The organism is Methylobacterium sp. 1973 (assembly GCF_040545035.1).
Classification (GTDB): domain Bacteria; phylum Pseudomonadota; class Alphaproteobacteria; order Rhizobiales; family Beijerinckiaceae; genus Methylobacterium; species Methylobacterium fujisawaense.
The window spans coordinates 98,543-124,097 of sequence record NZ_JBEPLA010000009.1 but is presented as its reverse complement, the minus strand read 5'-3'; the positions used below and the strand labels follow the sequence as shown (position 1 = coordinate 124,097).

Here is a 25,555-nt window from a genome sequence, read left to right as displayed (position 1 = left end):
GGGGGGCGGTCTAGGCCGGCACGGCGGGGGGCCGCGGCGCGGCGTCGGCGGCGGCCGCGCCCGGCACCCAGAGCCGGTCGCGGACGAAATGCTCGCGCGACAGGGCGACCAGGGCCGCCCGCTTGTGGGGGAAGTCGACGGTGGCGATCGTCGCGAAGCCGGAGGCGTGAAGATTCCGGATCTGCTGGGCGTGATCGGCCCGGGGCTCGCCGACGATCCGCTGCGTGCGCGGCTCGTCGAGGAGCAGGTAATGCATCAGCGACGGCAGCCACGCCGAGAGAACGGGCCGCCCGCGGACGGCTTCGTCGCCGATCGCCACGTGCCAGCCGCGGTCGTAGGGCCCGGCTTCGTAGAGCGGCCCGAGGCGGCTCTCCCGCGCCCAGTACAGCTCGAAATAGCCGAACGGCTTCCCGTCGAGGCAGCCGAACAGCGGCAGGGTCGCGGGATCGGACTGGAGCTTGGCGATGTATGCGGCATGCGCCGCGAGGGTGCCGGTCTCCTGCCAGATCGCGGCGACCCGGGGATCGTTCATCCAGGCGGAGAACAGGGCGACGTCGCCGGGCTCCGTCATCGTGCGGAAGCTCACGGTGCGGCCGAGCCAGGGGATCGCCCGCGCGTAGACCGTGCCGGCGGGCGTCCCGGGCCGCAGCGGGTGGCGGCGCCCGTCCGTGGCGGTGAACAGCTCGGGGAACGGCGGCCGGACCGCGGGAAGCCAGCGGGCGGCGCATTGCCAGAGAAGCCCCGGCAGGATCTCGACCCCGTCGCCGCTGCGCCGGGCCGCGCCGAGGTCGAGCAGTCGCCCGGTCGTCGCCGGATCGGCCGTCACGGCGATGCGCAGGACCCGCGTGTCCTCGGCGGTCAGCGCCTCGGCGCGCGCCAGGATCGCATCCACGGCGGCCGCCGGCTCGACCGAACCGGCGAGGCGGATCACCGGCACCTCCCGGGTCCCCTCCAGGGCCAGCGGCACCCGCGCGTCGGCGTGCGCCGTGTCGTCGTGCATCCCGTCCCTGGACATGCTGGGCCTCGAAGCGTCCGTCATCCGTCCTCCGCGTGTCGCCGGCACCTCCCTGACGGATGGGGCCGCCCGGCGTTCAGACCTTTCGTGCGGGGGCGGCCCGGAGGCCCCGGGGCGCCGCCGTGAACGGCCCCCCGCCTCAACCGTCAGTTCATCGAGGCCCGGAGCGGCGCAGGAGCGAGCGGATGGACAGGCAGACCGGCCAGGCGGCGATGGCGGACGAGGCGGCGATCGCGGACACGGGCGGGGACACGACCGCGGACGCGGCCGGGGATTGGACCCTGGCACCGGTGGTGGTGGCCTTCGACCGGGCCGGGCACGGCGCCTTCTGGCCGGCCGGCCAGGCGCTGCCCGCCGGCTGGAGCCGGGCATACGGCCCCTGCGGGATCGCGGCGGCGCGGGACTGGATCGCCGATCCGGCGCACGCACCCGAAGCCGTCCCCCTGTCGGAGCCAGCCCCCGACGCCGACCGCGAGAGCGTCCCGGCCCGGCTCGCCCGCCTCGCCGCGGCCGAGCCCGGGCGGCCGGCGGTGGTGTTCGGGAACCGGACGCTCACCCGGGGCGAGCTCGACACCCGGGCCTGCGCCCTCGCGGCCGGGCTCGCGGCCCGCGGGATCGGGCGCGGGGACCGCGTCGCGGTGGCGCTGGAGCGGTCGCCGGAGATGATCGTGGCGCTGCTCGGGGTTCTGCGGGCCGGCGCGGCCTTCCTGCCCCTCGATCCCGCATACCCCGCCGCCCGGGTGCAGCTGATGCTGGCGGATGCCGGCATCGCGCATTGCGTCACGACGCCGGCGATCGCCGCGCGCCTGGAGCTTCCGGCGGGCCTCGCCCGGCTCGATCCCGCCGCCCTGGAAGCCGACCGAGCCGCCGCCGCCCCGGTGATGCCGGAGCCGGGGGATGCCGCCTACCTGATCTACACGTCGGGCTCCACCGGCATGCCGAAGGGCGTGCTCGTGGAACACGGCCCGCTCGCCATGCACTGCCGGACCACGGCCGCGGCCTACGCGATGGACGCGGAGTCGCGCGAGCTCCATGTCCTGTCCTTCGCGTTCGACGGCGCCCACGAGCGCTGGATGACGCCCCTCGTGGCCGGCGGCTGCATCGTGCTGCGCGGCCCCGACCTCTGGACCGCCGCCGAGACCCTGGCGCAGATCCGCCGGCACCGGGTGACCCATGCGGGCTTCCCCACGAGCTTCATCGGCCAGCTCGCCGACTGGGCCGAGCGCCTGGGCGAGGCCCCTTCGGTCCAGGTCTACTCCTTCGGCGGGGAGGGGATGCCCCGGGAGACCTTCGCGCGGCTCGGACGCGCCCTGAAGCCCCGGCTGCTGATCAACGGCTACGGCCCGACCGAATGCGTGATCTCGCCGCTGATCTGGGCGGTGCCGCCGGACGCGACCTTCGACGAGCCCTACGCGCCGATCGGCGGCCCGGTGGGCGCGCGGGCGGCCTACGTGCTGGGGCCCGATCTCGAACCCGTGGGCGCGGGGGAAACCGGCGAGCTCTACATCGGCGGCGGCCTCGCCCGGGGCTATTGGGCGCGTCCGGCGCTCACCGCCGAGCGGTTCCTGCCGGACCCCTTCGCCGCGGGCGGCGGCCGGATGTACCGAACCGGCGACCGCGTGCGGCGCCGCCCCGACGGCAGCCTCGCCTTCGCCGGACGGGCGGACGATCAGGTCAAGATCCGCGGCCACCGGATCGAGATCGGCGAGGTCGAGGCGGCCCTGCGGGGGCTGCCGGGCGTCGCGGAGGCCGTGGTCCTGCGCCGGGAGGGCCCGGCCGGTGCCTATCTCGCGGGCTACGTCGTGCCGTCACGCGGGCGCCGCCCGGAGCCCGGCCGCCTGCGCGCCGGCCTCGCCCGCACCCTGCCGGAGCCCATGGTGCCGGCGAGCCTGACCCTCCTCGACCGGCTTCCGGTGACCGCCAACGGCAAGCTCGACCGCCACGCCCTGCCGGACCCCGCCGCCGACGACCGGCGCGGGCGGCCCCCCGGCTCCGCCACGGAGCGGCGGCTCGCCGGGATCTGGTCCGAGGTCCTGGGCTTTCCGGTCCGGGTGGCGGACCGGCGCTTCTTCGAACTCGGCGGCGATTCCCTGTCGGCCCTGCGGCTGGTGGCGCGCCTGCGCCTCATCGCGCCCCGGGGCGGGATCGGCGTGGCGGACCTCCTGCGCGATCCCACCATCGCGGAGCTGGCGGCGCGGATCGATGCCGGAGCGGAGGCGGCCGACGAGGGCCTCGCCCCCACGGTCCGGCTGTCCGCCGGGCAACCGGAGAGCGACCGGCCGGTGCTGGTGCTGTTCCCGGGACTCCTGGTGAGCACCCGGGAATACGAGCCCCTGGTGGCCCATCTCGGCCCCGGGCAGGAGGCGCACGGCTTCCTGTGCGCCTCCCTGGTGGAGGCGGTCCGGCCGCTGCCGGCGGTGGCCGACCTCGCCGACGCCTATGCCGAGCGGGTGCGCGGCCTGATGCGCGGCCGCGCCGGCACGTGCGTCTTCCTGGGCTGGTCCTGGGGCGGAGTGCTGGCCTACGAGACCGCCCGCCGGCTCGGCCCCGGCTTCCCCCTGGGGTGCGTCGGCATGCTCGATGCCTGCGGCCTGGAGGCCAATTTCGCCCCCGGCGCCGGCCGGCCGATCGCGCCCGAGGAGCGGGCGGCCCACGAATCGCTGGTCGGCGCCTGGCTCGAGCGCTCGCCGATGCGTGCGCATTGGGCGGCCCTGCGCGCCCGCATGGACCCGGAGGCCGACCTGCAGTTCCTGCGCTTCCTGGCCGCCGAGCCGCAGCCCCTGCCGACCGACGGACCCGAGGTCGGAAGCCGGGAGCGGATGCTCTGGACGCTGGTCGACCACGCCATTCAGTTCCGCAGCCTCCGGCTGGAACCCGCCGCGGTGCCGGTCCACAGCTTCGTGGCGGCGGAGTCCCTGACCCGCGGCCTGCCGGTGATCGACTGGTCCGCGCTCACCAGCCGGCTTCTCGCGGTGGAGACCGTACCGGAAACCGATCATCTCGACATCGTCCTGTCACCGTATCTCCACGACCGGATCGCCGCGCTGATGGCGCCCGGTGCCGGGACATGGGGCCGGGCCGCGCGGACCGTCGCCGGGACTGCCGCCGGAGCCGCCGCCGGGACCGCCGCATGACTCCGCGGGATCCCGATCTGACCTTCGAGGCCCTGCGCGACGCCCATGTGGCCGCGCTCACCGGCTCCCTGATCGACGGCGTCGAGCACGGCCCCGGGGGGGCGGGTTACGTCTGGTCGCGGAGCATTCCGGACCCGACCCTGAACTTCGCCTTCGGGGTGCATCGGCCCGACCAGTTCGCCTGGGCGGGGGCCGCGGCCCTCGGGCGTGCCCGGGCGCCGGCCTTCCTGGCCCGGGACGACGCGGAGGTGGCGCTGCTGCGCGATCTGTTCGAGCCGGCGGCGCTCTACCCGGCGAGCTGGATGGTGGCGTGGCCGCGGCCGTCGTCGTCCGCGGCGGGTGGCGCGATCACCGTGCAGGCGGCGCCCGCGCCGGGGCCGGATTTCGAGCGGGTCTTCGCTCACCTGTCCGACGACCCGGGCGTGCGGACGCATCTGCGCCGCTTCTATATCCCGGCCCTGCGCGCGGCCCGGAGCAGGACCGGACTCGCGCCGTTGCACCTCGTCCTGCGCGACGCCACCGGTCCGGCGGCCTGCGCGAGCCTTTACCTGCGCGGCGACAGGGCGGGGCTGTACAATGTCAGCACGCGGGCCGACCGGCAGCGTCGCGGCCTGGGCACCGCCGTGACCGTCGCGGCCCTGCGCGAGGCGCGGGCCCGCGGGGCCACCCAGGTCTTCCTGCAATGCCCGGCCGGCGGCGCGGTCGAGGCGCTCTACGTCCGGGCGGGCTTCCGGACGGTCTGCGCGCCCACCCTGCTGTGCACGAGCCCGCCTTGATCGGGATCCGTTCAGAACGGCTCCGCGCCATACCCGTCGGGCGTGAGGCTGAAGACGAACCCGATCTCCGCCGCCGCGTCGCCCAGGACCAGCGCGCTGACCGGCCCGGCGACGACCTTGCCCTCGCCCTCCGCCCAGGCGTCGTACCGTCCGCGGGACTCGAGGGCCGCCAACGCCGCGAGGGTGCGCCGCGCCGCCCGGGGCTGCCGGACGCCGTTCTCGTCGCGCCACGCCGCCGCGTCGGCGGGCCAGACCCGGCGCGGCAGGGACGGCCTGTCGCCGCGCGAGGGCGGGCGCATGGCCGCGACCCGGAGCGCGCGGATCCTCACGGCCGGCCGACCCAGGCCGCGCGCAGGACCCGCAGGGGCGCCGTCGCGGCAGGCGCCGTCGCGACGGGCGTCGGGCGGGGCCCGGGACAGGGCACATCCGGGCGGAGCGGCCGCCCGGCCGGAGGGACCATGCCCGCCACCGCGCGGGAGAGCGCCGCGGCCAGGGGCGCGTAATCGGCCAGATGCACGCCGTCCCGGTGGAGACCGGGGCCGGCGAGCCCCCCGGTGCCGGCGCGCCACGCCGCGAACGGGTCGAAGAAGGTGTGGCCCCCCTCGGCACACAGCCTCGCCAAGCGGTCCGAAAAGACCGCGACGGCGGCGGGATCCCGGCCGGTCGCCCCGATTCCCACCGGCGGTACGGCGGCGACGAACACCTGTGCCGACCACGCCTCCAAACTGCGCAGGATGCGCCGGACATCGGCCTCGAACCGGTCGACCACGCGGGCCCGCTCGGGATGCCGCCAGCGCTGGAGGTCGTTGGTGCCGATGATCAGCACCGCGGCCGCGCAGCGGGTCGGCACGCGCAGCTCCGCGAGATGGCGGCCGCAATCGACCGCGGTGCTGCCGCCGACGGCGATGTTGATGCAGGCCCGGCCGCCGAGATCCGGCGTTCCGACGAACTCCGCGTGGGAGTTGCCGGCCAGCAGCACGCTGTCCGGCGCGGCCGCCCGCAGGGCTGCGCGGATGCCGGGACGCCGGTCGGCGAACCGGCGCCCGACGATCCGCCCATGCCGCCAGTGCCGGGCGGCGGTCTCGATCCAGGGGACGTCCATGACTGTCCTGATCAGGCGTGAGGGCTCGGCCGCTCCCGGATGGCCGGGACCGGAGAATGACGGGTGCGGTCCGCGACAGAACCGTCACGACCGCACGACTCGGCCGCACCATGACTCGGCCGCACCATGACTTGGCCGCTCCCTGACATGGCCGCTCCCTGACATGGCCGCTCCCTGACATGGACACGGCATGACTTGGCGACCGGGCACCGAAGCGCGGGAAACACGGGGACATCCGATCCGCAACCGCAGATCGTCTTCGCATCTTCTATGTGGGAAAATTTCACACGTCAATCGCCCAGCGGAACGGATCGGTCCCGGATCCGAACGGGGACGACTTCCGGCCGCTGCGGCGCCGCGCTAGGTCGGTGGCCGCGGGGCGCCGTCGGTCGCCCGGAACCGTCGGGGGGCCAGGATGGCCAGCGAGATGATCAGGGATCGGGTCTTCATCGTCACGGGCGCGGGCTCCGGCCTCGGGGAGGCGACGGCGCGGGGCCTCGCGGCGGCGGGGGCCCGGGTGGTCGTGGCCGACATCGCCCGGGAGGCCGGCGCCCGGGTGGCGGCGGATCTCGGGACGCAGGCGCGCTTCGTCGAGACGGACGTCACCCGCGAGGCGGATGGCGCGGCGGCGGTCCGGACGGCGCTGGACGCGTTCGGGCACCTCCACGGGCTCGTGAACTGCGCCGGCATCGCGCCGGGGGAGAAGGTGGTCGGCCGCGACGGGCCGCACCGGCTCGAGACCTTCGCGCGGGCGGTCTCGGTCAACCTCGTCGGCACCTTCAACATGATCCGGCTGGCGGCCGACGCCATCGCCCGGGAGGCGCCGGACGCGGCGGGCGCCCGGGGCGTGATCGTCAACACAGCCTCGATCGCGGCCTTCGACGGCCAGATCGGGCAGGCCGCCTACGCGGCGTCCAAGGGCGGCGTGGTCGCCATGACGCTGCCCCTTGCCCGGGAACTCGCCCGGCACGGCATCCGGGTGGTGACCATCGCGCCGGGCATCTTCGAGACCCCGATGATGGCGGGGCTGCCCCAGGACGTGCAGGACACCCTCGGCCAGAGCGTGCCCTTCCCGCCGCGCCTCGGCCGCCCGTCGGAATACGCGGACCTCGTCCGCCACATCTGCGAGAACCCGATGCTGAACGGCGAGACGATCCGCCTCGACGGGGCGCTGCGGATGCCGCCGCGCTGACGGCTCAGCCGATCGACACGCTGGTCAAAACCGCGGCGGCCCGGCGGACCTCGGCGGCGATCATCTCCTCGCTCGGACCGTCGATCGGCATATCCGACAGGATCGCCGCCACGTCGCGCTTCACGTCCTCGCGGATCTCCGGGTTCTCCTCGGAGAGCCGCCCGATCAGGACGCCGAGCACGATCTCCAAGGCGGACAGCTTGGCGTGCAGGCGCGTGAAATCGTCCAGCGGCTCGGGCTCGTGCGCGGTCATGGCCTGCTCCATCCGTGAGGGCTCCGCCGTCGCCGAGGGGCACGCCGGATCGTCAGCGTCTCATACAGGGGCCCCGGCCGCCCGTCTCGCGGGGCGCCCGGCCGCGCTCCGGGGCGACGGCGGCAGAATTTTTTCCGGGCGCGGGCAACCGGATTTCCGGACCCGACGTTTCACGCTCCCGTGAACGAGCCCGCAAAGGGACTACCCGCCATGATCACCCGCCTCACCGCCGCCGCTGGCCTGCTCGCCCTCTCCGCCAGCTTCGCCGTGGCCCAGACCCCCACCGCGACCCCCGCCGAACCCGCCACCAAGGCCGACAGCAACCTGAAGGAGTGGCAGGTCGCCAAGGTCGCCAAGGTCGGCCTCGCCCAGGCGCTCGCCACCGCCGAGTCGCAGGGCGACGAGAAGGGCGGCCGCGCCATCGACGCCGACTTCGAGAAGGCCGACAGCAAGGATCCGGCCCACTACGCGATCAAGGTCGTCTACCCGAGCGGCAAGCTGGTCGAATACGGCATCAACGCCGATACCGGCGCCCTCTACAAGACCGAGAACCAGCCGATCGAGCGCTACTTCACCCGGCTGAAGGCCTCCGACTTCCAGAACGCCAAGACCTCGCTGAAGGACGCGCTGGCCATCGCCGAGCAGAAGGCCGGCGGCGGCAAGGCCTACGAGGCCGAGGTCGAGAAGGACGGTTCCGCGGTCCAGTACGAGATCAAGGTCGCCGGCGCCGACAAGGAGCAGGAGATCAAGGTCGGGCCGGACGGCAAGGTCCTGAACTGAGGCGCCGGGCTGCGGCGCAGGCCGCCGCAGCCCGCCCCGTCCTCGCGCGGGGCGCGCGCAATCCGGGGGACGCCCGGCCGATCCAGGCCGCGCTGCCCCGAAGCGCTTCATGCGCGAGGACGGCTCGGCCGGAGCGGCCGCTGCAACCTGTCGCCCCGCGGCAAGCGGACCCGAACCACCGTCTCGTCCATTCCCTTCGTAAGCGGCGGCCGGAGCGGCCGCGGACGGGAAGGGCAGGATGGACGCACGCGCGCTGGACGAGGGTCATCTCGGACGGGCCCATACCCGGGTCGAGGGTCCCGACAAGGTCACGGGCCGGGCCCTCTACAGCTCCGACCGTGTCGGCCCGGAGACCGCCACGGCCCACGCCGCCCTGGTGACCAGCACCATCGCCCGGGGCCGCATCACCGGCTTCGACCTCGAAGCCGCCGGGCGGGTGCCGGGTCTCCTGGGGATCTTCACCCACCGGGATTTCGCGGGCGCGGTGGCGCCGGTGAAGCACCTGATGGCCGGCGGCTTCGCCAACAGCTCGCACCGCCCCCTCGACTCCGAGGCGATCGCCTATGCCGGCCAGATCGTGGCGCTGGTCGTGGCGGAGACGCAGGAAGCGGCCGCGGCGGCGGCGGGCGCGGTCCGGGTCGCCTACGCGGCCGAGCCCGCCGCCGGCGGCTTCGATGCGCCCGGCGCCGAGACCGTGCGGCTGGCCGACCTGAAGCCCCATCACGAGGACATCGCCCGCGGTGATGCCGAAGCCGCCCTGCATACGGCGGCCGTCCGGATCGAGGCGCGCTACGAGACCCCGGTCCAGCACCACAACCCGATCGAGCTGTTCACCACCCGGGCCGCCTGGGACGGCGACAGGCTCACGGTGCACGAGCCGACCCGCTACGTCGGCGCGGTCCAGCACGGGCTCGCCGCGCAGCTCGGCCTCGATCCCGCGCAGGTGCGGGTGGTGGCGGGCCTGATCGGCGGCCATTTCGGCTCGAAATTCGCGCTGTCGCAGCACACGGCGCTCGTCGCCCTGGCAGCCAAGCGCCTCGGCCGGCCGGTTTCCCTGGTCCCGAGCCGGCGGCAATGCTTCACCATCGCCAATTACCGGCCGGAATCCCGCCACCGCATCCGGCTCGGCGCCGACCGGACGGGCCGCTTCACCGCCCTGGTCCACGAAGCCGACACCGTGACCTCGCGCTTCGATCCCTTCGTCATGGAGGGCGCGGAGGTGACCGCGAGCCTCTACGCCTGCCCGAACATCCGGACCGAGGAGCGGGCCGTGCGGGTCGACCGCAACACGCCGGGGCCGATGCGGGCGCCCCCGGAGGTCCCGTTCCTGTTCGCCCTGGAGAGCGCCGTCGACGAGATGGCGGCGGCGCTCGGCATGGACCCGATCGAGTTGCGCCGGCTCAACGACACGGCGGTGGATCCGGTCAGCGGAAAGCCGTTCTCGACCCGGCCGCTGATGGCCTGCTTCGATGCGGGCGCCAAGGCCTTCGGCTGGTCGCGCCGGGTGCCGCGTCCGGGTTCGATGCGCGACGGTCCCTGGCGGGTGGGTCTCGGCTGCGCCACCTCGGTGCGGCCGGTGAAGATCGCCGCCGCGACGATGCGGGTCCGGCTGGGCCCGGACGGGTCCGCGGAGGTGGCCTGCGCGCACCACGAGATCGGCAACGGCATCACCACGCTGCTCGCGATGGGCGCGGCGGACGGGCTCGGGGTGCCGGTTGAGCGGGTGACGGTCCGGCTCGGCGACACGGACCTGCCGGCGGCGGGTATCTCGGGCGGATCGAGCACGACCACCAGCCTGATGAACGCCCTGGCATTGGGCTGCGGGCAGATCCGCGAGACCCTCGCGCAGGCCGCGACCGGGCAGGACGGCCGCCTCGCCGGCCATGATCCGGGGACGCTGCGCCTCGCGGACAGGCGGCTCGTGGCCCCGGACGGGGCCGGGATCGCGCTGGCCGAGGCGGTCGGCCCAGCGGGCGTGGAGACCGTCGCGGCGTTCGTGCCCGAAGGCGGCGACCGCGAGACGGCGCTCGCGGGCCTGCGGCAGGGCCATATCGGGCTCAGCCTGGGCGGGGGCGGGAAAGCCGTGTCCTGGGGCTTCGGCGCGCAGTTCGCGGAGATCCACGTCCATGCCGAGACCGGGGAGATCCGGGTGGCCCGGCTCACCGGCGCGTTCGCGGCGGGGCGCATCCTCAACCCGCTGACCGCGCGGAGCCAGCTCACGGGCGGGATGATCTGGGGCCTCGGCTCGGCGCTGCTCGAAGAGACAGTGCTCGACGGTGCCGCCTACCGCAACCCGGATCTCGCCGAATACCTCGTCCCCACGGCGGCCGACGCGCCGGAGGTCGAGGCGCTGCTGGTACCCGATCCCGACGACCGGGTGGACGCGCTGGGCCTGAAGGGTCTGGGCGAACTCGGCATCATCGGGGTGAACGCCGCCATCGCCAACGCCGTCCACCACGCCACCGGCCGCCGAATCCGCAGCCTGCCGATCCGGCTGGAGGACGTGGCGTAACGCCGGCCGCTTCTCCCTCCCCCTCTGCGGGGGAGGGAGGGCGCGCCATTCTGCGACCCGCTCTACTCCATCGTCGGCGCGAGCTTCTTCACGCTTGCCACGTCCTCGCCCAGCCATGCCGCGTTCTTGGCGGTGCCGTCGAAGGTCGCGCTCGTCTTGAACAGCTCGTACTTGCCCTCCAGCGCGTAGGGCTTCGACCGCGACAGCAGCTCGGCCACCGCCGCCTTGTCCATCGGCTTGAAGGTCTTCACCGCCTCGAAGGCCTGGTCGAGGTCGCGCTGGTTCTGGATGCCGGTGATCACCACCGAGACCGGCAGGTTCAGCGAGAAGTGCAGGTACTCGATCGGCTTGATCGGCGCGTCCGCCTTCAGGATCACCCCGTCGCCAAAAGTCTTCATGGCGAGCGGCGCGATGCCGTTCTGCACGAGGTACGGCAGGACGAGGTGGCTGAACGAGCGGAAATGCGCGTCCATCACGTTGACGGGCATCTGCACGGAATCGAAGTGGAAGCCGCGCTCGGCGGCGACCTCCAGCATCTGCAGGTGGATGCGCGGGTCCTTGTGGCCGGTGAAGCCGATGTAGCGCAGCTTGCCGGCCTTCTTGGCCTCCAGGAAGCCTTCCATCGCCCCGCCCTCGGCGAAGACCCGGTCCGGGTCGTCGAAGCGCAGTATCTCGTGGTGCTGGACGAGGTCGATCCGGTCGGTGCGCAGGCGCAGGAGCGACTGGTCGATCTGCTTGATCGCCTCCTCCTTGGTCCGCCCGTCCATCTTGGACATCAGGAAGACCTTGTCGCGATAGCCGCCCTGGGCGAGGGCCGCGCCCATGCGCAGCTCGGAGCGCCCGTCGTTGTAGTCCCAGCAATTGTCCATGAAGGTGATGCCGCGATCGATCCCGGCATGGATCAGCCGCGTCGCCTCGTCGTCGGTCACGGCCTTCTTGCCGAGGTGGAACCCGCCCATGCCGATCGCCGAGATCTTTTCCGACGTCTTCCCGAAGGTCCGGTAGAGCATCTCGCCCCGGCGCTCGCCGGGATCGGTGACGAAGGGCAGGTCCGCCGGGTCCTGCGGGCGGTTGCCCGGGAGCACGGGGGCGTTCACGGCCGCACCTGCGCTGCCGGCGCCAGCCAAGCCCGCGCCGAGCACGGCGCCCTGTAGGAAGCTGCGGCGTTCCATCGGCTGTCTCCGTTCGTGAGTGTCCGGGTGAGGAGAGGTAATGCGTCGGGCCGGCTCATCGTTCGGTCTCCGCGGCGAGGCGTCCTGCCGCGTGGAGCAGGCGCAGGGCGGCGCAGGCGGCGCCGTAGCCGTTGTCGATGTTGACCACCGTGATGCCGGGGGCGCAGCTCGCCAGCACGGCGTCGAGGGCGGCGCGGCCGCCCGCGGCGACGCCGTAGCCCACGGAGGTCGGGACCGCGATCACCGCGCCGGCCACGAGGCCGCCGACGACGCTCGGCAGCGCCGCATCCATGCCGGCGGCGACGATCACCACCGGATGCGCGCGGATCTCCTCGATCCGCGTGGTCAGCCGCCACAGGCCGGCGACGCCGACATCGGCGAAGAGCGCGGCAGCCCGGCCGGCATAGGCCAGCACCCGCAGGGCCTCGCGGGCGACGGGGACGTCCGAGGTGCCGGCCGCCACCACGGCGACCCGAGCCGGGCCCGTGATCCGGGGCGCCTCGCCGAACACGGCCGTGCGCGAGACCGGGCAATAGTCGAGGCGGGCCGCCGCATCGAGCCGGTCGCGCTTCTCCGGATCGAGGCGGGTGAGGAGGAGCGAGGCGCCCCGGGCGCGGGCGGACTCCAGGATCGCGTCGATCTGCTCAGGGCTCTTGCCGGCGCAGAAGATCGCCTCCTCCAGCCCGATCCGCTCCGACCGGGCGAAGTCGAGGGTGAATTCTTCAGCGACGCTCACGAGCGGGCCTCCCCCTGCTGCACCAGGAAGGCGCTGCCGACCCGGTAGGGCGCGAACCGGACCGGGCCGGCGAGACGCGCCGGTGCGATCTCCCGGATCCCGGCCCCGAGTTCGGCGCGGCTGTCCGCGTCGAGGGCCGCCAAGCTCCCGGGATCGAGTTCCACCACCACGCCCTCGGCGCGCACCCGGCAGCGGACCGCCCGCTTGGCGCCGGTCCCCGCAGCGAGGGCGCCCCCCACCAGCCGCTCGACGGCGTGGATGAAGCCCAGCGTATCCGGCTCGATCGGGATGCCGGTCTCGACCCGGCTCGACAGGCACGGGGCCGCCGGCAGCTCCGCCACGGCGCCGAGGCCGAGGTCGCGGGCGAGCGCCCGCACGGAAGCCTTGTCGAACCCCGCCTCCACGTAGGGGTGGCGCACGCCGTGCTCCCGGGCGGCGTCGAGGCCGGGGCGGTACTCGCCGAGGTCGTCGCGGTTGGCGCCCGAGAGGATCTGCCGGTCGGTGACGGCCCGGACCGCCCCGTACAGGTTGGTCTTGCAGAAGAAGCAGCGGTTGACCGGGTTGGCCCGGTAGGCCGGGTCGGCGAACTCGCCGGCCTCGATCACCCGCAGGGTCCAGCCCTCGCGGGCGCCCTCGGCGCGGACCCGCGCGGTCGCCTCCTCCGGCACGGCCGGCGAGACCGCGTGCACCACCAGGGTCGTGCCCGGCGCCAGCCGGTGGGCGAGGGTGGCGAGGGTCAGGCTGTCGACCCCGCCGCTCACCGCCACGGCGACGGGGCCGAGTCCCGCCAGGACGGCTTCGAGTTTCTGGCGCGTCACCGCTCCTCCTCCGGCACAGTCAGGGCGAGGCGCTCGGCCTCGCGGCGCAAGCGCGCCCGTGCGGCGTGACCCGCGTGGTCGCGGGCATCGTCGGCCTCGGCCTTGGCGGTGCGCCCGCCGGGGCGGTCCACGACCTTCACCCGGACGGGTCGGCCCGCATGATCCACCGTGCGGGCCTCGCGGTCGAGCACCGCCCCCTCGACCCGATGGTAGCGCAGGCCGATCGTGGTGGTCTCCCGGAAGCAGGCCGCGATCGCCGCCTCCAGGCTCTCCGGGCGGACCAGAACCTGGATCCGGGCCATCATCCGGCCCTTCTTGCCGAGGACCGGCGCCTGCACGACGTCCAGGATTCCGGGCTCACCCCGCAGCCGGTCGAGGCCCATGGCGAGATCCTCGCCGGACTGGTCGTCGATCTCGAAGGCGATCACCGCGAGGTCCCGCCGGCCGGGACGGGCGGCCGCCTCATCCAGCACCAGGACGCGCAGGCAGTTGCTCAGGCCCGGCAGGACCATGGTGCCGAACCCGATGCCGGTGCGCCCGAGAATGCCCCGGGGACGGCCCCGCCCGGGGTCTTCGCCGCAGAGATGGCGCAGGATCGCCGCGCCGGTGGGGGTGACGCGCTCGCCGGGCACGCCGTCGTCGAGGGTCGAGAAGCCCTCGAGGAGCAGCGTCGTGGCGGGGGCCGGGACGGGGAGGGGACCGTGCTGGGTCCGCACCCGGCCGGAGCCCAGCGGCAGAGCCGAAACGCTCCAGCTCCGCACCCCCAGCGCGGCGATCAGGTGGGCGGCGGCGACGATGTCGGCGATGGAATCGAAGGCGCCGACCTCGTGGAACGCCACCGCCTCGACCGCGATGCCGTGGACCCGGGCCTCGGCCGCGGCGAGGTGGCCGAAGATGGCGAGGGCCTGCGCCCGGACCGCCGGCGCGAGATCCGCCGCCTCCAGCGCGGCGCGGATCTCCGACCAGGGCCGGTGTCCGTGACCGTGACCCTGATCGTGGCCATCGCCGTGACCGTGGCCGTCATCATGGGCGTGATCGTGGGCGTGATCGTGATCGTGGGGATGCGGATGGTCGTGGCGTGCCGGGTGGTCGTGTCGGTGCGGCGCGGGTCCGGGCTCCACCCCGGGGGCCGAAACGGCGAAGCGCGCGCCGCTGAGGATCCCGTCATTGTGCGCCCGGACCGCGCAGGCGATGCGCCCGTCGACCGCCCGGATGCTGGCGGAGACGCCGGCCTGATGCTCAGGGAAGGCGTCCAGCAGGGCGGCGGCGAACATGTCGCCGGCCACGCCGCCGAGCGCGTCGAGGTGGATGTGCATCGTGTGTCGCGCGGGCCCGTGCCGGGAGGGAGGTCCGCCTCAGATCGGCCGCGGCGGTTCCGCGGCAAGGTTCGGCCGGCCTGCGGGGCCGCGGCGTATCGCCCGCGCCGGTCAGGAGAGCTGCAGATAGGCCGGATCGAACAGCCCCCGCTCCATCAGCCCGTCGAGGTCGCGGATCGTCAGGCGCCGGCTGCGCAGGGCGACGAGGCCGCTGATGCGCAGCTCCTTCAGGGTGCGGTTGATGTGCACGCTCGTCTGGCCGAGGGCATCGGCGAGATCGGGCTGGGTCACCGGCATCGGCAGCGTCATCCCGTCCGCGAGGCCGACGCGTGTCAGCCGCAGGTGCAGCTCGCAGAACAGGTGCGCCAGCCGCTCGATCGCCGAGCGCCGGCCGACGCTGGCGATCCACTCCCGGTGGAGGGCCGTGGTGGCGAGCATCTCCCGCCACAGGCATTCCTCCACGGCCGGCCGGCCGCGGATCGCGTCGCCGAGCTGGTCCGGCGCGATCCGGGCGACGGTGACGGAGGTCAGCGCGCCGATGGCGTGGTCCATGTGCGCCCGGCGGAAGACGAACGGATCGCACAGGTCGCCCGGCAGGAGCAGCGCGACGATCGCCCGCCGCCCGTCCGGAAACTGCTTGTACCGGCAGGCCCAGCCGTCGAGGATGAGGTGCGTGTGGGACGGGTCGCTCTGCTGCCCTTCGATATCCTGACGGGCCGCGACATGGCGGACGTGCTGGCGCCCCAGCCCGTCGAGGACCGCGCGGTCCTCGGGTGCGAGCCGGACGTGCCGCTCCATCTTCCGCACGAACGGGTTCTCCACGTCCCCCTCCGGTCAGATCACCGCGACACCGGCGTGTCGGCGACCCTCGGGAGGGAGACGGGCCCGACCGGAGATTCGGCCGCGTCGCGGCCGGGTACACGGGACCGGGGGACGTCGCGCGCGTCCGAAGCGTCCCGCACGACGGTGCCGCCGGGGGTATCGGTGAAATAATGGGACAAGGATATTTCTATCGGCAGGGACCAAACCGTCATCCGAACATCGAAGTCCGGATCATCTTGATCGGCTTGTGCCTGCAGCAGAAAAACGTGCGCCAACCTGTGTTAAGTCGTCGTTCCCGGGCTTGAGGACGGGGGACGCGTCGATCCGGTGCGCCCGCGCAGGTTGTTCGCGCAGATCGTACGCGCGGGTCGCTCGGAAAGGCCGTTCGCGCCGGACCGGGTGCGGCGCTAGTCCGCGGCGGCGCCCACCGTATCGGCCATGCGCGCCCGGCGCGTGCCCAGGGGCTGGGGCGCGCCGACGGTGGTGTCCTCGGCGGTCTGATGCTCCATCTCGGCGTTCACCTGGGCGCCGGCCAGCATGATCATGGTCGAGAGCCAGATCCACGTCATGAACCCGACCGCCGCACCGAGGGAGCCGTAGGTCTTATTGTAGCTGCCGAAATGGGCGACGTACCAGGAGAACAGCACCGATGCGCCGAGCCACAGCACGGCCGCCAGGGCACCCCCGGGCGTGACCCAGCGCCAGCGCGGCGCGTCCCGGCTCGGCCCGTAGCGGTAGAGCAGGGCGAGCCCGAGCAGGACCGCCAGGAGCAGAACCGGCCACCGCAGCAGCGACAGCCACCACGCATCCGCGCCGAGCCCGACAGACGCGAGAATCACCGGCACCGCCACCACCGCGGCCAGCGCCAGGACGAGGAACAGCAGCGCGCCCGCCGTAAAGGCGAGGGAGACCAAGTTGAGCACGAAGAAGTTGCGCTTCTCGCGCTCGTTGTAGACGAGGTTGAGGGCGTCGAAGACGTGCTTCACCCCGCCATTGGCGCTCCACACCGACAGGACGACGCCGAACACCAGGCTGAGCCCGAGGGTGCTGTTGCCCTCCGCGTTCAGCCGCTTCACCTGGTCGCCGACGATCTCCAGGGCGCCCTGGGGCAGGATACCCTGGAGGCTGGCGAGCTGGTCGTTGATGGTCGCCGCATCCGCCACGAGGCCGTAGCAGGAGACCAGGGCCGCCACCGCGGGGAAGATCGCCAGGAGCGTGAAGAAGGTGACGCCGGCCGCGATCAGCGACAGGCGGTTCTCGCCGATGTCGTGATAGGCCCGCAGCGCGATGTCCTTCCAGCCCTTGGCGGGGATCTCGGCCGGCGTCGAGGCCCCCCGCCCGCGATCGGCCTGGGTCCGGGCGACGGCCTGCGCCTCCTGGCCCGCGTGCGAGGGCGACGTCCGGCGCGCCCCGTCCTGCCCGGCGGAGCGGTCTCCGGAGCGGTCGGCGGGGCGGTCGGCGGGGCGTGGGGCCGGCGGCCCCGTCCGGCGCGGAAGGGCGACGAGGCCGATCAGCGCGGTGGCGAGGGCGAGCGTCCAGACCGTCGAGGCGCTCCCCTCCGGAGCGGAACCCGCGGTGCGGGCTGGATCGGGGGTTGGCATCGGCGACCTCGGCGGGGTTCGGGCGGACGTGTCGGCGCAGGCCAGTCGGCCGCGCATGACGGCGCACCCGACCGGCTGCAGCTGCGAAGGCAAACACCGCGGCGCGGGCAAGGGTTCGCCGTCCAGTTGCAATACGACGGCAACGCGGGACGCAGGGCCTGAGCGGCGGGTCGGCGGTCGTGACCGGCACCTCGGGCGGCATCGGCCGGCCCGTCCCGACGGCGCTGCGCGCCGGCGCGGCCCCGCGGCCGAGCCCCCTTCGGGAAAAGCGCTAACCCATGTTGCGGCATGGGCGGCCCGGGCACGCCACAAACAGTCCCATGGGCGCAACCGGCCCACTCGCCGACGACCGGACCGTATGCCCGACACCGAAGGCTCATCGCTCCTCGATCCCGTGACGGATCGTGCAGAGGAGGCCGGGGCGGAGACCCGCCACGGCCTGCCGGAGGCCGTGCGGGCCCATCTCGGCACCCTGCTCGGCCGCGCCTACGACCGGATCGGCCTCGGGTCGGAGCCCGCCTCGGACCCCTTCGCCGACCTGCTGGCGCGCCTGGAGACGGCCCTCGCGCAGGCCGAGGGCGAGCGGGACAAGCTGTTCCGGGCGGGTCTGCTGGAGGTGGTGCCGGCGCTGCACCGATTCGCGGTCTCGCTGACCCGCGACCCGGCTGCGGCGGACGATCTCGTGCAGGACACCCTGCTGCGCGGCTGGCGCGGCCGCGGCGGCTTCACCCCCGGCACCAATCTGGAGGCGTGGCTGTTCACGATACTCCGGAACGTCTTCTACAGCCAGCACCGCAAGCAGGGCCGCGAGGTCGCCGACACCGACGGCACCTATGCCGAGCGGCTGACCAGCATTCCCGAGCAGGGGGGCCATCTCGATCTTCAGGACGTGCGCGCCGCCCTCGACCGCCTCGCCCCGGTGATGCGGGAGGCGCTGGTTCTCGTGGCGATCGAGAACCTGAGCTACGACGAGGCCGCCGCCGTGATGAACTGCCGGATCGGGACCGTGAAGAGCCGCGTCTGGCGCGCCCGCGAACAGCTCGCGCGGATGCTCGGATACAGTGGAGCCGAGATCGGCAGCGACGGGGTCATGCTGTCGGTGACCGGCAGCTCGGCCTGATCGGGACGATTCTCCAGGTCGAATAAGCCAATTCGACACTCAGACCGCCGTATTCGGCAGGAAATTTGACTTAGGTGAAAGCGTCCGGGCCGGCGCCTGGGCGATATGAAGCGGGTTGGGTCGATCCGTCGACTCGGCTCGGCTCCCATCGGTGTGACATCCCCCCGATCCACCGATGGGGGCCTCTTCCCGCATCTCCGGCGGATGTGCCGGGCAGAGGTGGGGCCCAGCCCAGACCTCAGGTCGAACCGCCGCCCCGGTCCGTGTCGAGCTGCTGCAGCAGCTCCGCCAGTCGGGGATCCAGAGCCTCGTCGATCACCGGATCGTACATCGCCCGCATCTGGTGGCCGAGGCGCAGGCGCGTCTGCGCGTCGAGGACCGGGCCGCCCGAGAGGGGAACCACGCGCAGGGCGGACGGCGCCGGGCCGGGGCCATAGCGTTCGGTCGGTCTCGGGGCGGCGCGCCGGCGTTCGGGATAAGGCATGCCGTTTACATCGGCCCGCACCCCCGCGACGGCAACCACCTGCCGGCGCGAAGGCGCGCCCGGGTCGTCCGCCTCACGCATCGTCCTCCGGCGCGAACACCTCGCCCCGCTCGGCGAGCACGGTGTTCGCGGCGTCCTGGGCCAGTTCATCCTGGGCCAGCTCGTCCCGGGCCACCGCCGGATCGGGGCGGCCGAGGGCGTGCGCCAGGGCGGCGTCCCAACCGGCCGGAGGCGCGTGACCCTGGCCGGCGAGGATCTCGCCGGCCCGTCGGCAGAGCCGAGTCCAGTCCGGCGCGGCGAGGGCGGCCCAATCGGTGCCGAGGCCCAGTTCGGCCGCGGCCTGCGTCGCGGCGGCGGTCCAGCCCGACGGCGGGGCGGGGATGTCGGTCATGGCGATGCGGCCTCCTGCCGGGATCTCGCGTCTCCCGCGGACGATAGCGCGCGCCGACGGCCTGTCATCAGCGCAGGCCGTGGGCCGCGAGTTCCTCCGGCACGCCCGCGGCCGCGTCCTGGCGGATCAGGATGGCGTCGAGGGTGACCGGACGGTCGTTCCAGGCATCCACGCCGACATCGCAGGAGCGCGTGGTGTCGGCGAGGCAGCCGTGGCTGTGCCCATAGAGGTGGCGCGTCTCCCGCCACAGCCCCGGCCAGGCCCGATGCGCGTAGTGCGACAGGAACAGGCGGTGCGGCCGCCCCTGCGCGTCCGCGACGGAGAGGCGGGCGCTCTCAACCGGCGGCTCCGCCCAGGGCAGGTCGAGGACGCGGTTCGAATCGTGATTGCCCCGGACCAGGCGCTTCGTGCCGTTCAGCCGCGCGAAGATCGCCGCGCAATGGGCGGGGCTCGCATGGGCGGCGAAGTCGCCGAGATGCCAGACGGCATCCTCCGGGCCGACCACGGCGTTCCACCCGGCGACCAGGGCCTCGTCGTGGGCCTCGAGGCTGCCGAACCGCGCCCCGCGGTGGCGGAGGATGTGCGGGTCGCCGAAATGCGTGTCCGCGGTGAAGAAGATCGCCATGCCGTCGAGACCTGGGCCGCCATCGCGTTCCGTCCAGACCGGCCGGAGAGGCCCGGACAAGATGGCGCTGCGCGGCATCCCGTCTGCCGGACTGGAAACGGGGCCGCGGCTCGGATACGGGTGCGGCGCGCGAGGCCGGCCGGCTCCCCGAGGGGCGGAGCGCCGTGCGGGCCGGATGGGCTGAGGCGATGCTCGATCCCGCGATCTACGCCCATCTCCTGGACGCGGCGCGCGCCCATCCGGCGCTGCGGGCCGCCCTCGTTCAGGCCGGTCCGATCCGGATCGAGCCGCCGGCGCATCCGCGCGTCGCCGACCGCCTGTTCGTCGAGGTGGTCAACCAGCAGCTTTCCACCCGGGCGGCCGGGGCGATCTGGGCCCGGATCGAGGCGGCCGCCGCGGCGGCGGATTCGAGCCCCCGGGGCCTGTTCGAGGCCGGCGACGCGGACCTGCTGCGGGCCTGCGGGATCTCGGGCAACAAGGTGCGGGCCCTCCAGGCGATCGTGGCGGCCGAGGCGGCGGGCCTGCTCGGCCCCGGCCTCGCCGGCCTGCCGCATCCCGAGCGGGCGGCGATCCTGTGCGGCATACGCGGCGTCGGCCCCTGGACGGCCGACATGGTCGGCATCTTCCATTTCCACGACCCCGACATCTGGCCCGCGGGCGACGTGGCGGCGGTGGGCTGCCTGCGCCGCCTCACCGGGCAGGCCGATGCCGGCGCGGTGGCGTCGGCCTTCGCACCGTACCGCTCGATCCTGGCGCGCTACCTGTGGCGCATCAAGGACGGGGCGCCCCTGCCGGGGGACGAATCAGCCTGTCAGGCCCCGGCCCCCCGGACCCGGCGCCTGCGCGGGGCGGCGAAATCCGGGTGACGGACGGCCGGGGATCGGCTATCCGTCGGCGCCTCCCGGGCCCGTAGCTCAATGGTTAGAGCCGGCCGCTCATAACGGTCTGGTTGCAGGTTCGAGTCCTGCCGGGCCCACCAGGCTGGCCGCGGGCAACCGCACCACCCTCGCCGGCCCCCCGTATCCCGCAGTCACGCGGTTCCGCCGACCCACAGGGGCCGAGCCCGGATCGGTCCCTCGCCCAGGAGCCGCTCACGACGGCGAGGCCGAACGCGCCCTGTGGCACGGCCGCGACACCGCCCGACACCGTGATGTGGACGGTGCGCATTGATCCCGATCGATCAAGCGCGAACGGGCAGTCTGCGACGCACCGAATCAGACCGAGTCTTCGCCGCGTTCGTCGCTCTCTCGCCTTCCTCCCGTGCCATCGCGTCGGTCGCACCGCGCCCGACGCCACGCTCTCTCCCGCCGACAGCCCATGCTTCCGCATTACCGCTGGCTCTGGGCCCTGACCCTCCTCCTCGCCTGCGGCGGGGCGGGCCTCCTCTACAATGTGCTCTTCGTCGGCGGGGCCTCGATGCTCGCCGGCCTCGTCTACGCCCTGGCAGTGGGCGGGACGGTGCTGGCCTTCGTCCCCGCCCTGACCCTGTCGGGTCTCCAGCCGCGGATCCGCCGCCTGCCGGCGCTGGTCTACATGCTCGCGGCCGAGTTGCTCTACGTGGTGCTGATCACCCTCGGCTGCGCCCTCGGCGGCCTGGTCGTCTGGGGGTTCGGCCTCACCGGCGACAGCCTGTCCACGGCCGTGCGCATCACGCCGCGGTTTCTCGCCTACTCCCTGGCCGTGTCGGCCCTCCTCGTCTTCGCCATGCGGATGCGCGACCTGATCGGCGGCGCCGTGTTCGTGAACTTCATGATCGGCCGCTACCACAAGCCGGTTCAGGAGGAGCGGATCTTCCTGTTCCTCGACGTCGTCGGCTCCACCGCCTTCGCCGAGACCCACGGCGATCTGCGCGCCCAGGAGTATCTCGGGGCCGTGTTCGCGACGCTGGCCGAGCCGGTGCGGCGCAACGGCGGCTCCGTGGACGATTATGTCGGCGATCTCGCCATGATCACCTGGCCGATGAGGCGCGGCCTCAAGGACGCGCGCTGCGTCACCGGCCTGTTCGCGGTGCTCGACCGGATCGAGGCGGATGCCGCGGCCTGGACCGCCCGGTTCGGGACGGTCCCGCGGCTGCGGGCGGCGCTGCATGGCGGCCCGGTGGTCACGGCCGAGGTCGGAGTCGACCGCCACAAGATCGCGTATTTCGGCGACGCCGTGAACGTGACGGCGCGGATCGAGGCCCTGTGCCGCCCGCTCGGCGTCGGCATCCTGATCTCGCAGGATCTCCTCGGATGGCTGGACCCGCTGCCCGACGGCGTCCGCGCCCGCCCCCTGGGCCTGCACGCCCTGCGCGGCCGGGGGGCGCCCCTGGCGGTCGCCACCCTCGAACGCGGAGCCGCGGTGGCGGAGAGGCCGATCCCGGGGCGGAGGCCGGATCCGAGGGCGCCGGATCGCCCGGAGGTCGTCGCGGAACGGCGCTAGGAGGTCGCATGCCGCGCATCCCGGCCGGCGCCCGGCGCGGCGGCGTGGCCGGTCCGGGATCGCGTCTCAGCCGCGGCGGAAGCAGCGGTTCCAGAGGCGCCGCCCCCAGGCGACCGGCGCGCGCCGGGGGGCCGCCGCCGGGCTCGGCCCGTCGAACGCCGCAGCCAGCGCCGCCGGCAGGGTGTCGATGATCGCCGCCGGCCCCTCGATGTCCCAGCCGATCACGCAGCAGCCGCAGCCGGTGCTGCGCACGCAGGTGAGCCGGCCGGCATGGGCCAGCATCCAGTGCTCCGCTGCGGCGACGTCGTCCGCCTCGTCCACCTCCACGCACAGGCAGGCGCGCCTGAGGCCCGGGGCAGGGGGACCGGCCGGCCACGGATCGCTCCGCCCGTAGAGGGCCCGCAGGGCCTCGGGATCCGCCCCGGCCTCGCCGGACCTCACGGCGCGTCGTCCGCGCTGTCCGGCGGCGCGTCCATCTCGGCCACCTGCCGCTTGGCGAAGGCGCAAGCCGCGAAGTCCGGGTTGATCGCGCAGGCCATGTCGAACGCCGCCCGGGCGCGGGACGCCTCGGCGGGGACGCCCTCGCCCAGGCGGTAGGCCTGGCCGAGCATGGCGCAGCCCCAGGCGCCGCGCCGGTCGCAATCGAGGCGGAAGCTCCGGGCGAGGCAGGCGTCCGTGTCCGCGCGCGGCGCATCGCGGAAGGGATCGGCCGCGTAGCCGCCGTTGCGGATCCCGGCGGCCCGGTTGGTGCAGCCCGCCGGAAACCCGCCCGCGCAGGCGAGGGCGTAGAGGCGCTCCTTGTCGAGGATATCCGGGACGTCGAGGGAATGGTGCTCGAAGGCGAGGGCGAGGTCGAAGCAGGCCGGCGCGTTCGACCACCGGGTGCAGAGCACGAAGCAGGCCGCGGGTTCGCGCGCGCAGCGGCGCTCGGTGGGCCGCCGGGGCGCGAAGGCCCGCCGCCAGACCGGGCGCTCCCGCGCGAAGGTGTCGGCCGGGCAGGCCGGGAAGCTGCGCAGCAGCGCCGGGTCCTGCCGCAGCGGCTCCCCGATCCCCGCGGCCTCCGCCTTGTTGAAGATGATCGCGCCGGGCGCCTCCTCGGCCCGGGCCGCCGGTCCGCGCGCGAGGGCGAGGGCCGCAGCGAGGCTGGCCAGGATTCGCCCGGCCAGACGGCGCCGGGGCGGGCTCACCGGCGCCGGCGCCAGCGGCGCAGCAGGCGTCGGAGGCCGAGCACCAGGGCGACCACGAGGACGAGCAGCCCGAGCGCCGGATGCAGCAGGGCGCCCGCCTGGAACAGGACGAAGACCCCGAGGACCACCTTCCAGGGCTTCATGGGGGCGTCGTCGGCCTCCGCGACCGTGCCGGGCGCGGCCTGCGCGGGGGCGACCGGCTCGGGTGTACCGAACCGCGGGCGCCCGGAGGCCGGCACGCCGCTGCGGCCCGGCACCGGCGCGGCCGCGCGGGCCGCAGCCTCGGCGACCGCCCGCGCGGCAGCCGCCTCGGCCTCGGCCAGGATCGGGTCCGGCTCGGGCGCGGGACGGGGGGCCGGCGCCCACCAGCGGGCCAGCGGCATTGCTCCCCGCGCGGACCGGGCGCGGAAGTCCGGCTGCGGCCGCACCGCAGGCCGCAGCCCGTGGCGGTCCGCGAGGGCGCGGGCCTGCGCCACCAGCGGCGCACCGGTCTCCGGCGTGACCATCCGGACGAACTGCGCGAAGCCGACCGCGGCGCGGAGCACGTCGCCCTCGCCGGCCGCGCCCCAGCGCCGCCCGGCCGGCCCGTGCCGATCGAGCCCGTGCAGCAGCGCGCGGAAGCGGCGCAGGGTCTCCCGGGGCACGCCGACGCGCTCGTTGACGGTCAGCCCGGTCACCTCCTGGTGCCGGCCGCGGCGCATCACCCGGGTCTTGTCCGGATGGACGGTGAAGCCCTCCCCGGCGACGATGGCGTGGACGTATTTGAGCAGCGCGCCGACTTTCCCGGCGGCCGCGCCGGAGGCCGAGAAGGTCAGGTCGTCGGCGTAGCGCGTGTAGGTGAAGCCGAGGCTGGCGGCGAGGCCGGTGAGCCGGGCGTCGAGCCGGGTGCAGACGAGGTTGGTGAGCGCGGGGCTCGTCGGCGCGCCCTGCGGCAGCCGGCGGGGGCCCCGGGCGGCGTAGAGGCGCGCGCCGTCGATCTCGACCGCGTCCACGTCCGGCTCGGTGCAGAGCAGCGCCAGCACGGTGGCCACCGGCTCGGCGTAGCCCAAGCCCCGGAACTTCCCCTTGATCCGCCGGTAGTCGAGGCTCGGGAAGAAGTCCTTGAGGTCGAGATTGACCACCACGTCCCGCCCGACATGGGCGGCGGCGTTGGTGACGATCGAGCGGCCGGGCACGAAGCCGTGGGCCGCCCCGTGCACGGGAACGTGGGCGAGGAGCGCGTCGAGGATCCAGTACTGCGCCCGCTTCAGCCGCGGCATCGGCGCCGAGATGCGGCGCAGGCCGCCCGCCTTCTTGGGGATGGTGAAGCACCGGTAATGGCTCACCGCACTGAGCGCCCGGTCGTAGGCGAGGAAGCGCAGCTCGCCGAGGCCGATCCCCATGGCCTCCGCCAGCGCCTTCGGGCTCGCCAGGGCGGGAAGACCGGGGGCGGGCCCCCGCGCGGGCGCATCCGCGTTCGCGAGGCCGGCCGAGACGCCGTCGCCGAGATGGAGGATCTCCGCCTCCCGGCGCGCGTGCCACGCCTGCGCCCGGGCGTGGCGGTCGCGGGCGTTGCGCAGCTTCGTCTCGCGCCGCCGCTCCAGCGCCGCCGTCTTGCGGCGGCGATGCATCTCCTTGAGGGCGGCCTCGGGGTCGCGCCACGCCGCCTCCCGCCGGTGCAGATCGGCGAGGGCGCGGGCGATCTCGCCGCGGCGGCGGATCAGGTCGTCCGGCGGGTTGGGCTGCTCCGCCCCGTCCGGCCAGAATCCGAGCCGGATCATCTCCTCGAGGATGACCTCGTCCTTCGAGCTCTCGCGGATCCGGTCGTAGAGCTGCTGGCGGGTCAGGCTGCCGGGCTGCGGGCTCATCGGCGGCCTCCGGCGCGGGCGGCGGGAGGCGTGACGGGGGGAAGCGTGACGGGGGACGTCGGCCAGGATGCCTTCGTCAAGTCTCGGGACTGGCCCGGTCCACTCGACGCCGGCACGACCACCGGTGCGCGTTTGGGTTCAGCGAACCCAAACCGCGAACGCGCACCGGTGGTCAGTGCCGGCCCAGTGAAGAGCGGGCCAGTGACGCTTTGCCGGGCAGGGTGCAGGGACGGCGAATCGCCGCCCGAAAT

At 74.3% G+C, this 25,555-nt stretch carries 24 protein-coding genes and 1 tRNA gene; 9 read left to right on the top strand and 16 right to left on the bottom strand.

The window, feature by feature from the left end; translation table 11 throughout:
• Positions 1-10: 10 nt before the first annotated feature.
• The gene (locus ABIC70_RS18470) at positions 11-1,015 is read right to left on the bottom strand and encodes a GNAT family N-acetyltransferase (RefSeq protein WP_236952900.1); all 1,005 of its coding nucleotides are present in this window, start codon (positions 1,013-1,015) and stop codon (positions 11-13) included.
• Positions 1,016-1,200: 185 nt separating this feature from the next.
• Here ABIC70_RS18470 and ABIC70_RS18465 point away from each other — a divergent pair, with 185 nt between their 5' ends.
• A complete protein-coding gene (locus ABIC70_RS18465; protein WP_354440493.1) occupies positions 1,201-4,149 on the top strand; it encodes an amino acid adenylation domain-containing protein in 2,949 nt (982 codons plus the stop codon).
• Positions 4,146-4,925, top strand: coding sequence for a GNAT family N-acetyltransferase (locus ABIC70_RS18460; protein WP_043382476.1), 780 nt, complete (start codon positions 4,146-4,148; stop codon positions 4,923-4,925). Before ABIC70_RS18465 ends, ABIC70_RS18460 begins: the two co-directional genes overlap by 4 nt.
• 11 nt (positions 4,926-4,936) lie before the next feature.
• On the opposite strand, the gene ABIC70_RS18455 is transcribed toward ABIC70_RS18460, so the two are convergent.
• Both ABIC70_RS18455 and ABIC70_RS18450 read right to left on the bottom strand, forming a co-directional pair.
• A complete protein-coding gene (locus tag ABIC70_RS18455; protein ID WP_083683391.1) occupies positions 4,937-5,224 on the bottom strand; it encodes a hypothetical protein in 288 nt (95 codons plus the stop codon).
• Positions 5,225-5,250: 26 nt separating this feature from the next.
• Positions 5,251-6,027 carry an SGNH/GDSL hydrolase family protein gene (locus ABIC70_RS18450; RefSeq protein WP_043756522.1) on the bottom strand — a complete coding sequence of 259 codons (777 nt, stop codon included), beginning with the start codon at positions 6,025-6,027 and terminating at the stop codon, positions 5,251-5,253.
• A gap of 427 nt (positions 6,028-6,454) precedes the next feature.
• Between ABIC70_RS18450 and ABIC70_RS18445 the strand changes: the two genes are divergently transcribed.
• On the top strand, positions 6,455-7,219 hold the full coding sequence (locus ABIC70_RS18445) for a 3-hydroxyacyl-CoA dehydrogenase (RefSeq protein ID WP_236952901.1): 765 nt from the start codon (positions 6,455-6,457) through the stop codon (positions 7,217-7,219).
• 4 nt (positions 7,220-7,223) lie between these two features.
• Here the strand turns inward: ABIC70_RS18445 and ABIC70_RS18440 are convergent, their stop codons facing one another.
• Positions 7,224-7,472 (bottom strand): hypothetical protein, encoded by a 249-nt coding sequence (locus tag ABIC70_RS18440; RefSeq protein ID WP_043355542.1) that lies wholly within the window; start codon positions 7,470-7,472, stop codon positions 7,224-7,226.
• Between the two features lie 210 nt (positions 7,473-7,682).
• On the opposite strand from ABIC70_RS18440, the gene ABIC70_RS18435 reads away from it, so the two are divergent.
• The gene (locus ABIC70_RS18435; RefSeq protein ID WP_043382364.1) at positions 7,683-8,252 is read left to right on the top strand and encodes a PepSY domain-containing protein; all 570 of its coding nucleotides are present in this window, start codon (positions 7,683-7,685) and stop codon (positions 8,250-8,252) included.
• 238 nt (positions 8,253-8,490) lie between these two features.
• A complete protein-coding gene (locus tag ABIC70_RS18430; RefSeq protein ID WP_354440490.1) occupies positions 8,491-10,764 on the top strand; it encodes a xanthine dehydrogenase family protein molybdopterin-binding subunit in 2,274 nt (757 codons plus the stop codon).
• Positions 10,765-10,826: 62 nt separating this feature from the next.
• On the opposite strand, the gene ABIC70_RS18425 is transcribed toward ABIC70_RS18430, so the two are convergent.
• The 6 genes from ABIC70_RS18425 to ABIC70_RS18400 all read right to left on the bottom strand — a co-directional run bounded on the left by ABIC70_RS18425 (position 10,827) and on the right by ABIC70_RS18400 (position 17,229).
• On the bottom strand, positions 10,827-11,936 hold the full coding sequence (locus ABIC70_RS18425; RefSeq protein WP_053609750.1) for an aldo/keto reductase: 1,110 nt from the start codon (positions 11,934-11,936) through the stop codon (positions 10,827-10,829).
• Positions 11,937-11,991: 55 nt separating this feature from the next.
• Entirely contained in the window at positions 11,992-12,672 is a 681-nt protein-coding gene (gene larB / locus ABIC70_RS18420; protein ID WP_043355532.1) for a nickel pincer cofactor biosynthesis protein LarB, read from the bottom strand.
• A complete protein-coding gene (larE, locus tag ABIC70_RS18415; protein WP_354440487.1) occupies positions 12,669-13,490 on the bottom strand; it encodes an ATP-dependent sacrificial sulfur transferase LarE in 822 nt (273 codons plus the stop codon). The genes larB and larE overlap by 4 nt, the downstream gene beginning before the upstream one ends.
• The gene (gene larC / locus ABIC70_RS18410; RefSeq protein ID WP_354440485.1) at positions 13,487-14,806 is read right to left on the bottom strand and encodes a nickel pincer cofactor biosynthesis protein LarC; all 1,320 of its coding nucleotides are present in this window, start codon (positions 14,804-14,806) and stop codon (positions 13,487-13,489) included. The genes larE and larC overlap by 4 nt, the downstream gene beginning before the upstream one ends.
• A 111-nt stretch (positions 14,807-14,917) precedes the next feature.
• Positions 14,918-15,628: a Crp/Fnr family transcriptional regulator gene (locus ABIC70_RS18405; protein WP_043355518.1), complete on the bottom strand. Its 711-nt coding sequence runs from the start codon at positions 15,626-15,628 to the stop codon at positions 14,918-14,920.
• Positions 15,629-16,035: 407 nt separating this feature from the next.
• Entirely contained in the window at positions 16,036-17,229 is a 1,194-nt protein-coding gene (locus tag ABIC70_RS18400; protein WP_354440483.1) for a YihY/virulence factor BrkB family protein, read from the bottom strand.
• Between the two features lie 358 nt (positions 17,230-17,587).
• Here ABIC70_RS18400 and ABIC70_RS18395 point away from each other — a divergent pair, with 358 nt between their 5' ends.
• Positions 17,588-18,349: a sigma-70 family RNA polymerase sigma factor gene (locus ABIC70_RS18395; protein WP_043382349.1), complete on the top strand. Its 762-nt coding sequence runs from the start codon at positions 17,588-17,590 to the stop codon at positions 18,347-18,349.
• A 238-nt stretch (positions 18,350-18,587) separates the two neighbouring features.
• Here ABIC70_RS18395 and ABIC70_RS18390 read toward each other — a convergent pair whose 3' ends face one another.
• The 3 genes from ABIC70_RS18390 to ABIC70_RS18380 all read right to left on the bottom strand — a co-directional run bounded on the left by ABIC70_RS18390 (position 18,588) and on the right by ABIC70_RS18380 (position 19,849).
• Positions 18,588-18,833: a hypothetical protein gene (locus ABIC70_RS18390; RefSeq protein ID WP_043382347.1), complete on the bottom strand. Its 246-nt coding sequence runs from the start codon at positions 18,831-18,833 to the stop codon at positions 18,588-18,590.
• 73 nt (positions 18,834-18,906) lie between these two features.
• A complete protein-coding gene (locus ABIC70_RS18385) occupies positions 18,907-19,224 on the bottom strand; it encodes a hypothetical protein (RefSeq protein WP_354440481.1) in 318 nt (105 codons plus the stop codon).
• Positions 19,225-19,291: 67 nt separating this feature from the next.
• A complete protein-coding gene (locus ABIC70_RS18380; RefSeq protein ID WP_075379960.1) occupies positions 19,292-19,849 on the bottom strand; it encodes a metallophosphoesterase in 558 nt (185 codons plus the stop codon).
• A 188-nt stretch (positions 19,850-20,037) separates the two neighbouring features.
• Between ABIC70_RS18380 and ABIC70_RS18375 the strand changes: the two genes are divergently transcribed.
• From ABIC70_RS18375 to ABIC70_RS18365, 3 genes are all read left to right on the top strand, one after another.
• Positions 20,038-20,715, top strand: coding sequence for a DNA-3-methyladenine glycosylase family protein (locus ABIC70_RS18375; protein ID WP_354440479.1), 678 nt, complete (start codon positions 20,038-20,040; stop codon positions 20,713-20,715).
• Positions 20,716-20,752: 37 nt separating this feature from the next.
• Positions 20,753-20,828, top strand: a tRNA-Ile gene (locus ABIC70_RS18370).
• A 338-nt stretch (positions 20,829-21,166) separates the two neighbouring features.
• The gene (locus tag ABIC70_RS18365) at positions 21,167-22,270 is read left to right on the top strand and encodes an adenylate/guanylate cyclase domain-containing protein (RefSeq protein WP_354440477.1); all 1,104 of its coding nucleotides are present in this window, start codon (positions 21,167-21,169) and stop codon (positions 22,268-22,270) included.
• Positions 22,271-22,336: 66 nt separating this feature from the next.
• Here ABIC70_RS18365 and ABIC70_RS18360 read toward each other — a convergent pair whose 3' ends face one another.
• The 3 genes from ABIC70_RS18360 to ABIC70_RS18350 are packed head-to-tail and all read right to left on the bottom strand — an operon-like array spanning position 22,337 to position 25,304.
• Positions 22,337-22,711: a hypothetical protein gene (locus tag ABIC70_RS18360; protein WP_053609755.1), complete on the bottom strand. Its 375-nt coding sequence runs from the start codon at positions 22,709-22,711 to the stop codon at positions 22,337-22,339.
• On the bottom strand, positions 22,708-23,457 hold the full coding sequence (locus tag ABIC70_RS18355) for an SEL1-like repeat protein (RefSeq protein WP_182592951.1): 750 nt from the start codon (positions 23,455-23,457) through the stop codon (positions 22,708-22,710). Before ABIC70_RS18355 ends, ABIC70_RS18360 begins: the two co-directional genes overlap by 4 nt.
• Positions 23,454-25,304 carry a reverse transcriptase family protein gene (locus ABIC70_RS18350; protein WP_053609756.1) on the bottom strand — a complete coding sequence of 617 codons (1,851 nt, stop codon included), beginning with the start codon at positions 25,302-25,304 and terminating at the stop codon, positions 23,454-23,456. The genes ABIC70_RS18355 and ABIC70_RS18350 overlap by 4 nt, the downstream gene beginning before the upstream one ends.
• Between the last annotated feature and the right edge of the window lie 251 nt (positions 25,305-25,555).

Coding starts and splice junctions, on each gene's coding strand:
- ABIC70_RS18385 (WP_354440481.1), bottom strand. CDS start 19,224: ATGACCGACATCCCCGCCCCGCCGTCGGGCTGGACCGCCGCCGCGACG.
- ABIC70_RS18460 (WP_043382476.1), top strand. CDS start 4,146: ATGACTCCGCGGGATCCCGATCTGACCTTCGAGGCCCTGCGCGACGCC.
- ABIC70_RS18350 (WP_053609756.1), bottom strand. CDS start 25,304: ATGAGCCCGCAGCCCGGCAGCCTGACCCGCCAGCAGCTCTACGACCGG.
- ABIC70_RS18440 (WP_043355542.1), bottom strand. CDS start 7,472: ATGACCGCGCACGAGCCCGAGCCGCTGGACGATTTCACGCGCCTGCAC.
- ABIC70_RS18435 (WP_043382364.1), top strand. CDS start 7,683: ATGATCACCCGCCTCACCGCCGCCGCTGGCCTGCTCGCCCTCTCCGCC.
- larC (WP_354440485.1), bottom strand. CDS start 14,806: ATGCACATCCACCTCGACGCGCTCGGCGGCGTGGCCGGCGACATGTTC.
- ABIC70_RS18400 (WP_354440483.1), bottom strand. CDS start 17,229: ATGCCAACCCCCGATCCAGCCCGCACCGCGGGTTCCGCTCCGGAGGGG.
- ABIC70_RS18455 (WP_083683391.1), bottom strand. CDS start 5,224: ATGCGCCCGCCCTCGCGCGGCGACAGGCCGTCCCTGCCGCGCCGGGTC.
- ABIC70_RS18470 (WP_236952900.1), bottom strand. CDS start 1,015: ATGTCCAGGGACGGGATGCACGACGACACGGCGCACGCCGACGCGCGG.
- ABIC70_RS18425 (WP_053609750.1), bottom strand. CDS start 11,936: ATGGAACGCCGCAGCTTCCTACAGGGCGCCGTGCTCGGCGCGGGCTTG.
- ABIC70_RS18465 (WP_354440493.1), top strand. CDS start 1,201: ATGGACAGGCAGACCGGCCAGGCGGCGATGGCGGACGAGGCGGCGATC.
- ABIC70_RS18365 (WP_354440477.1), top strand. CDS start 21,167: ATGCTTCCGCATTACCGCTGGCTCTGGGCCCTGACCCTCCTCCTCGCC.
- ABIC70_RS18380 (WP_075379960.1), bottom strand. CDS start 19,849: ATGGCGATCTTCTTCACCGCGGACACGCATTTCGGCGACCCGCACATC.
- ABIC70_RS18450 (WP_043756522.1), bottom strand. CDS start 6,027: ATGGACGTCCCCTGGATCGAGACCGCCGCCCGGCACTGGCGGCATGGG.
- ABIC70_RS18430 (WP_354440490.1), top strand. CDS start 8,491: ATGGACGCACGCGCGCTGGACGAGGGTCATCTCGGACGGGCCCATACC.
- ABIC70_RS18375 (WP_354440479.1), top strand. CDS start 20,038: ATGCTCGATCCCGCGATCTACGCCCATCTCCTGGACGCGGCGCGCGCC.
- ABIC70_RS18390 (WP_043382347.1), bottom strand. CDS start 18,833: ATGCCTTATCCCGAACGCCGGCGCGCCGCCCCGAGACCGACCGAACGC.
- ABIC70_RS18445 (WP_236952901.1), top strand. CDS start 6,455: ATGATCAGGGATCGGGTCTTCATCGTCACGGGCGCGGGCTCCGGCCTC.
- ABIC70_RS18395 (WP_043382349.1), top strand. CDS start 17,588: ATGCCCGACACCGAAGGCTCATCGCTCCTCGATCCCGTGACGGATCGT.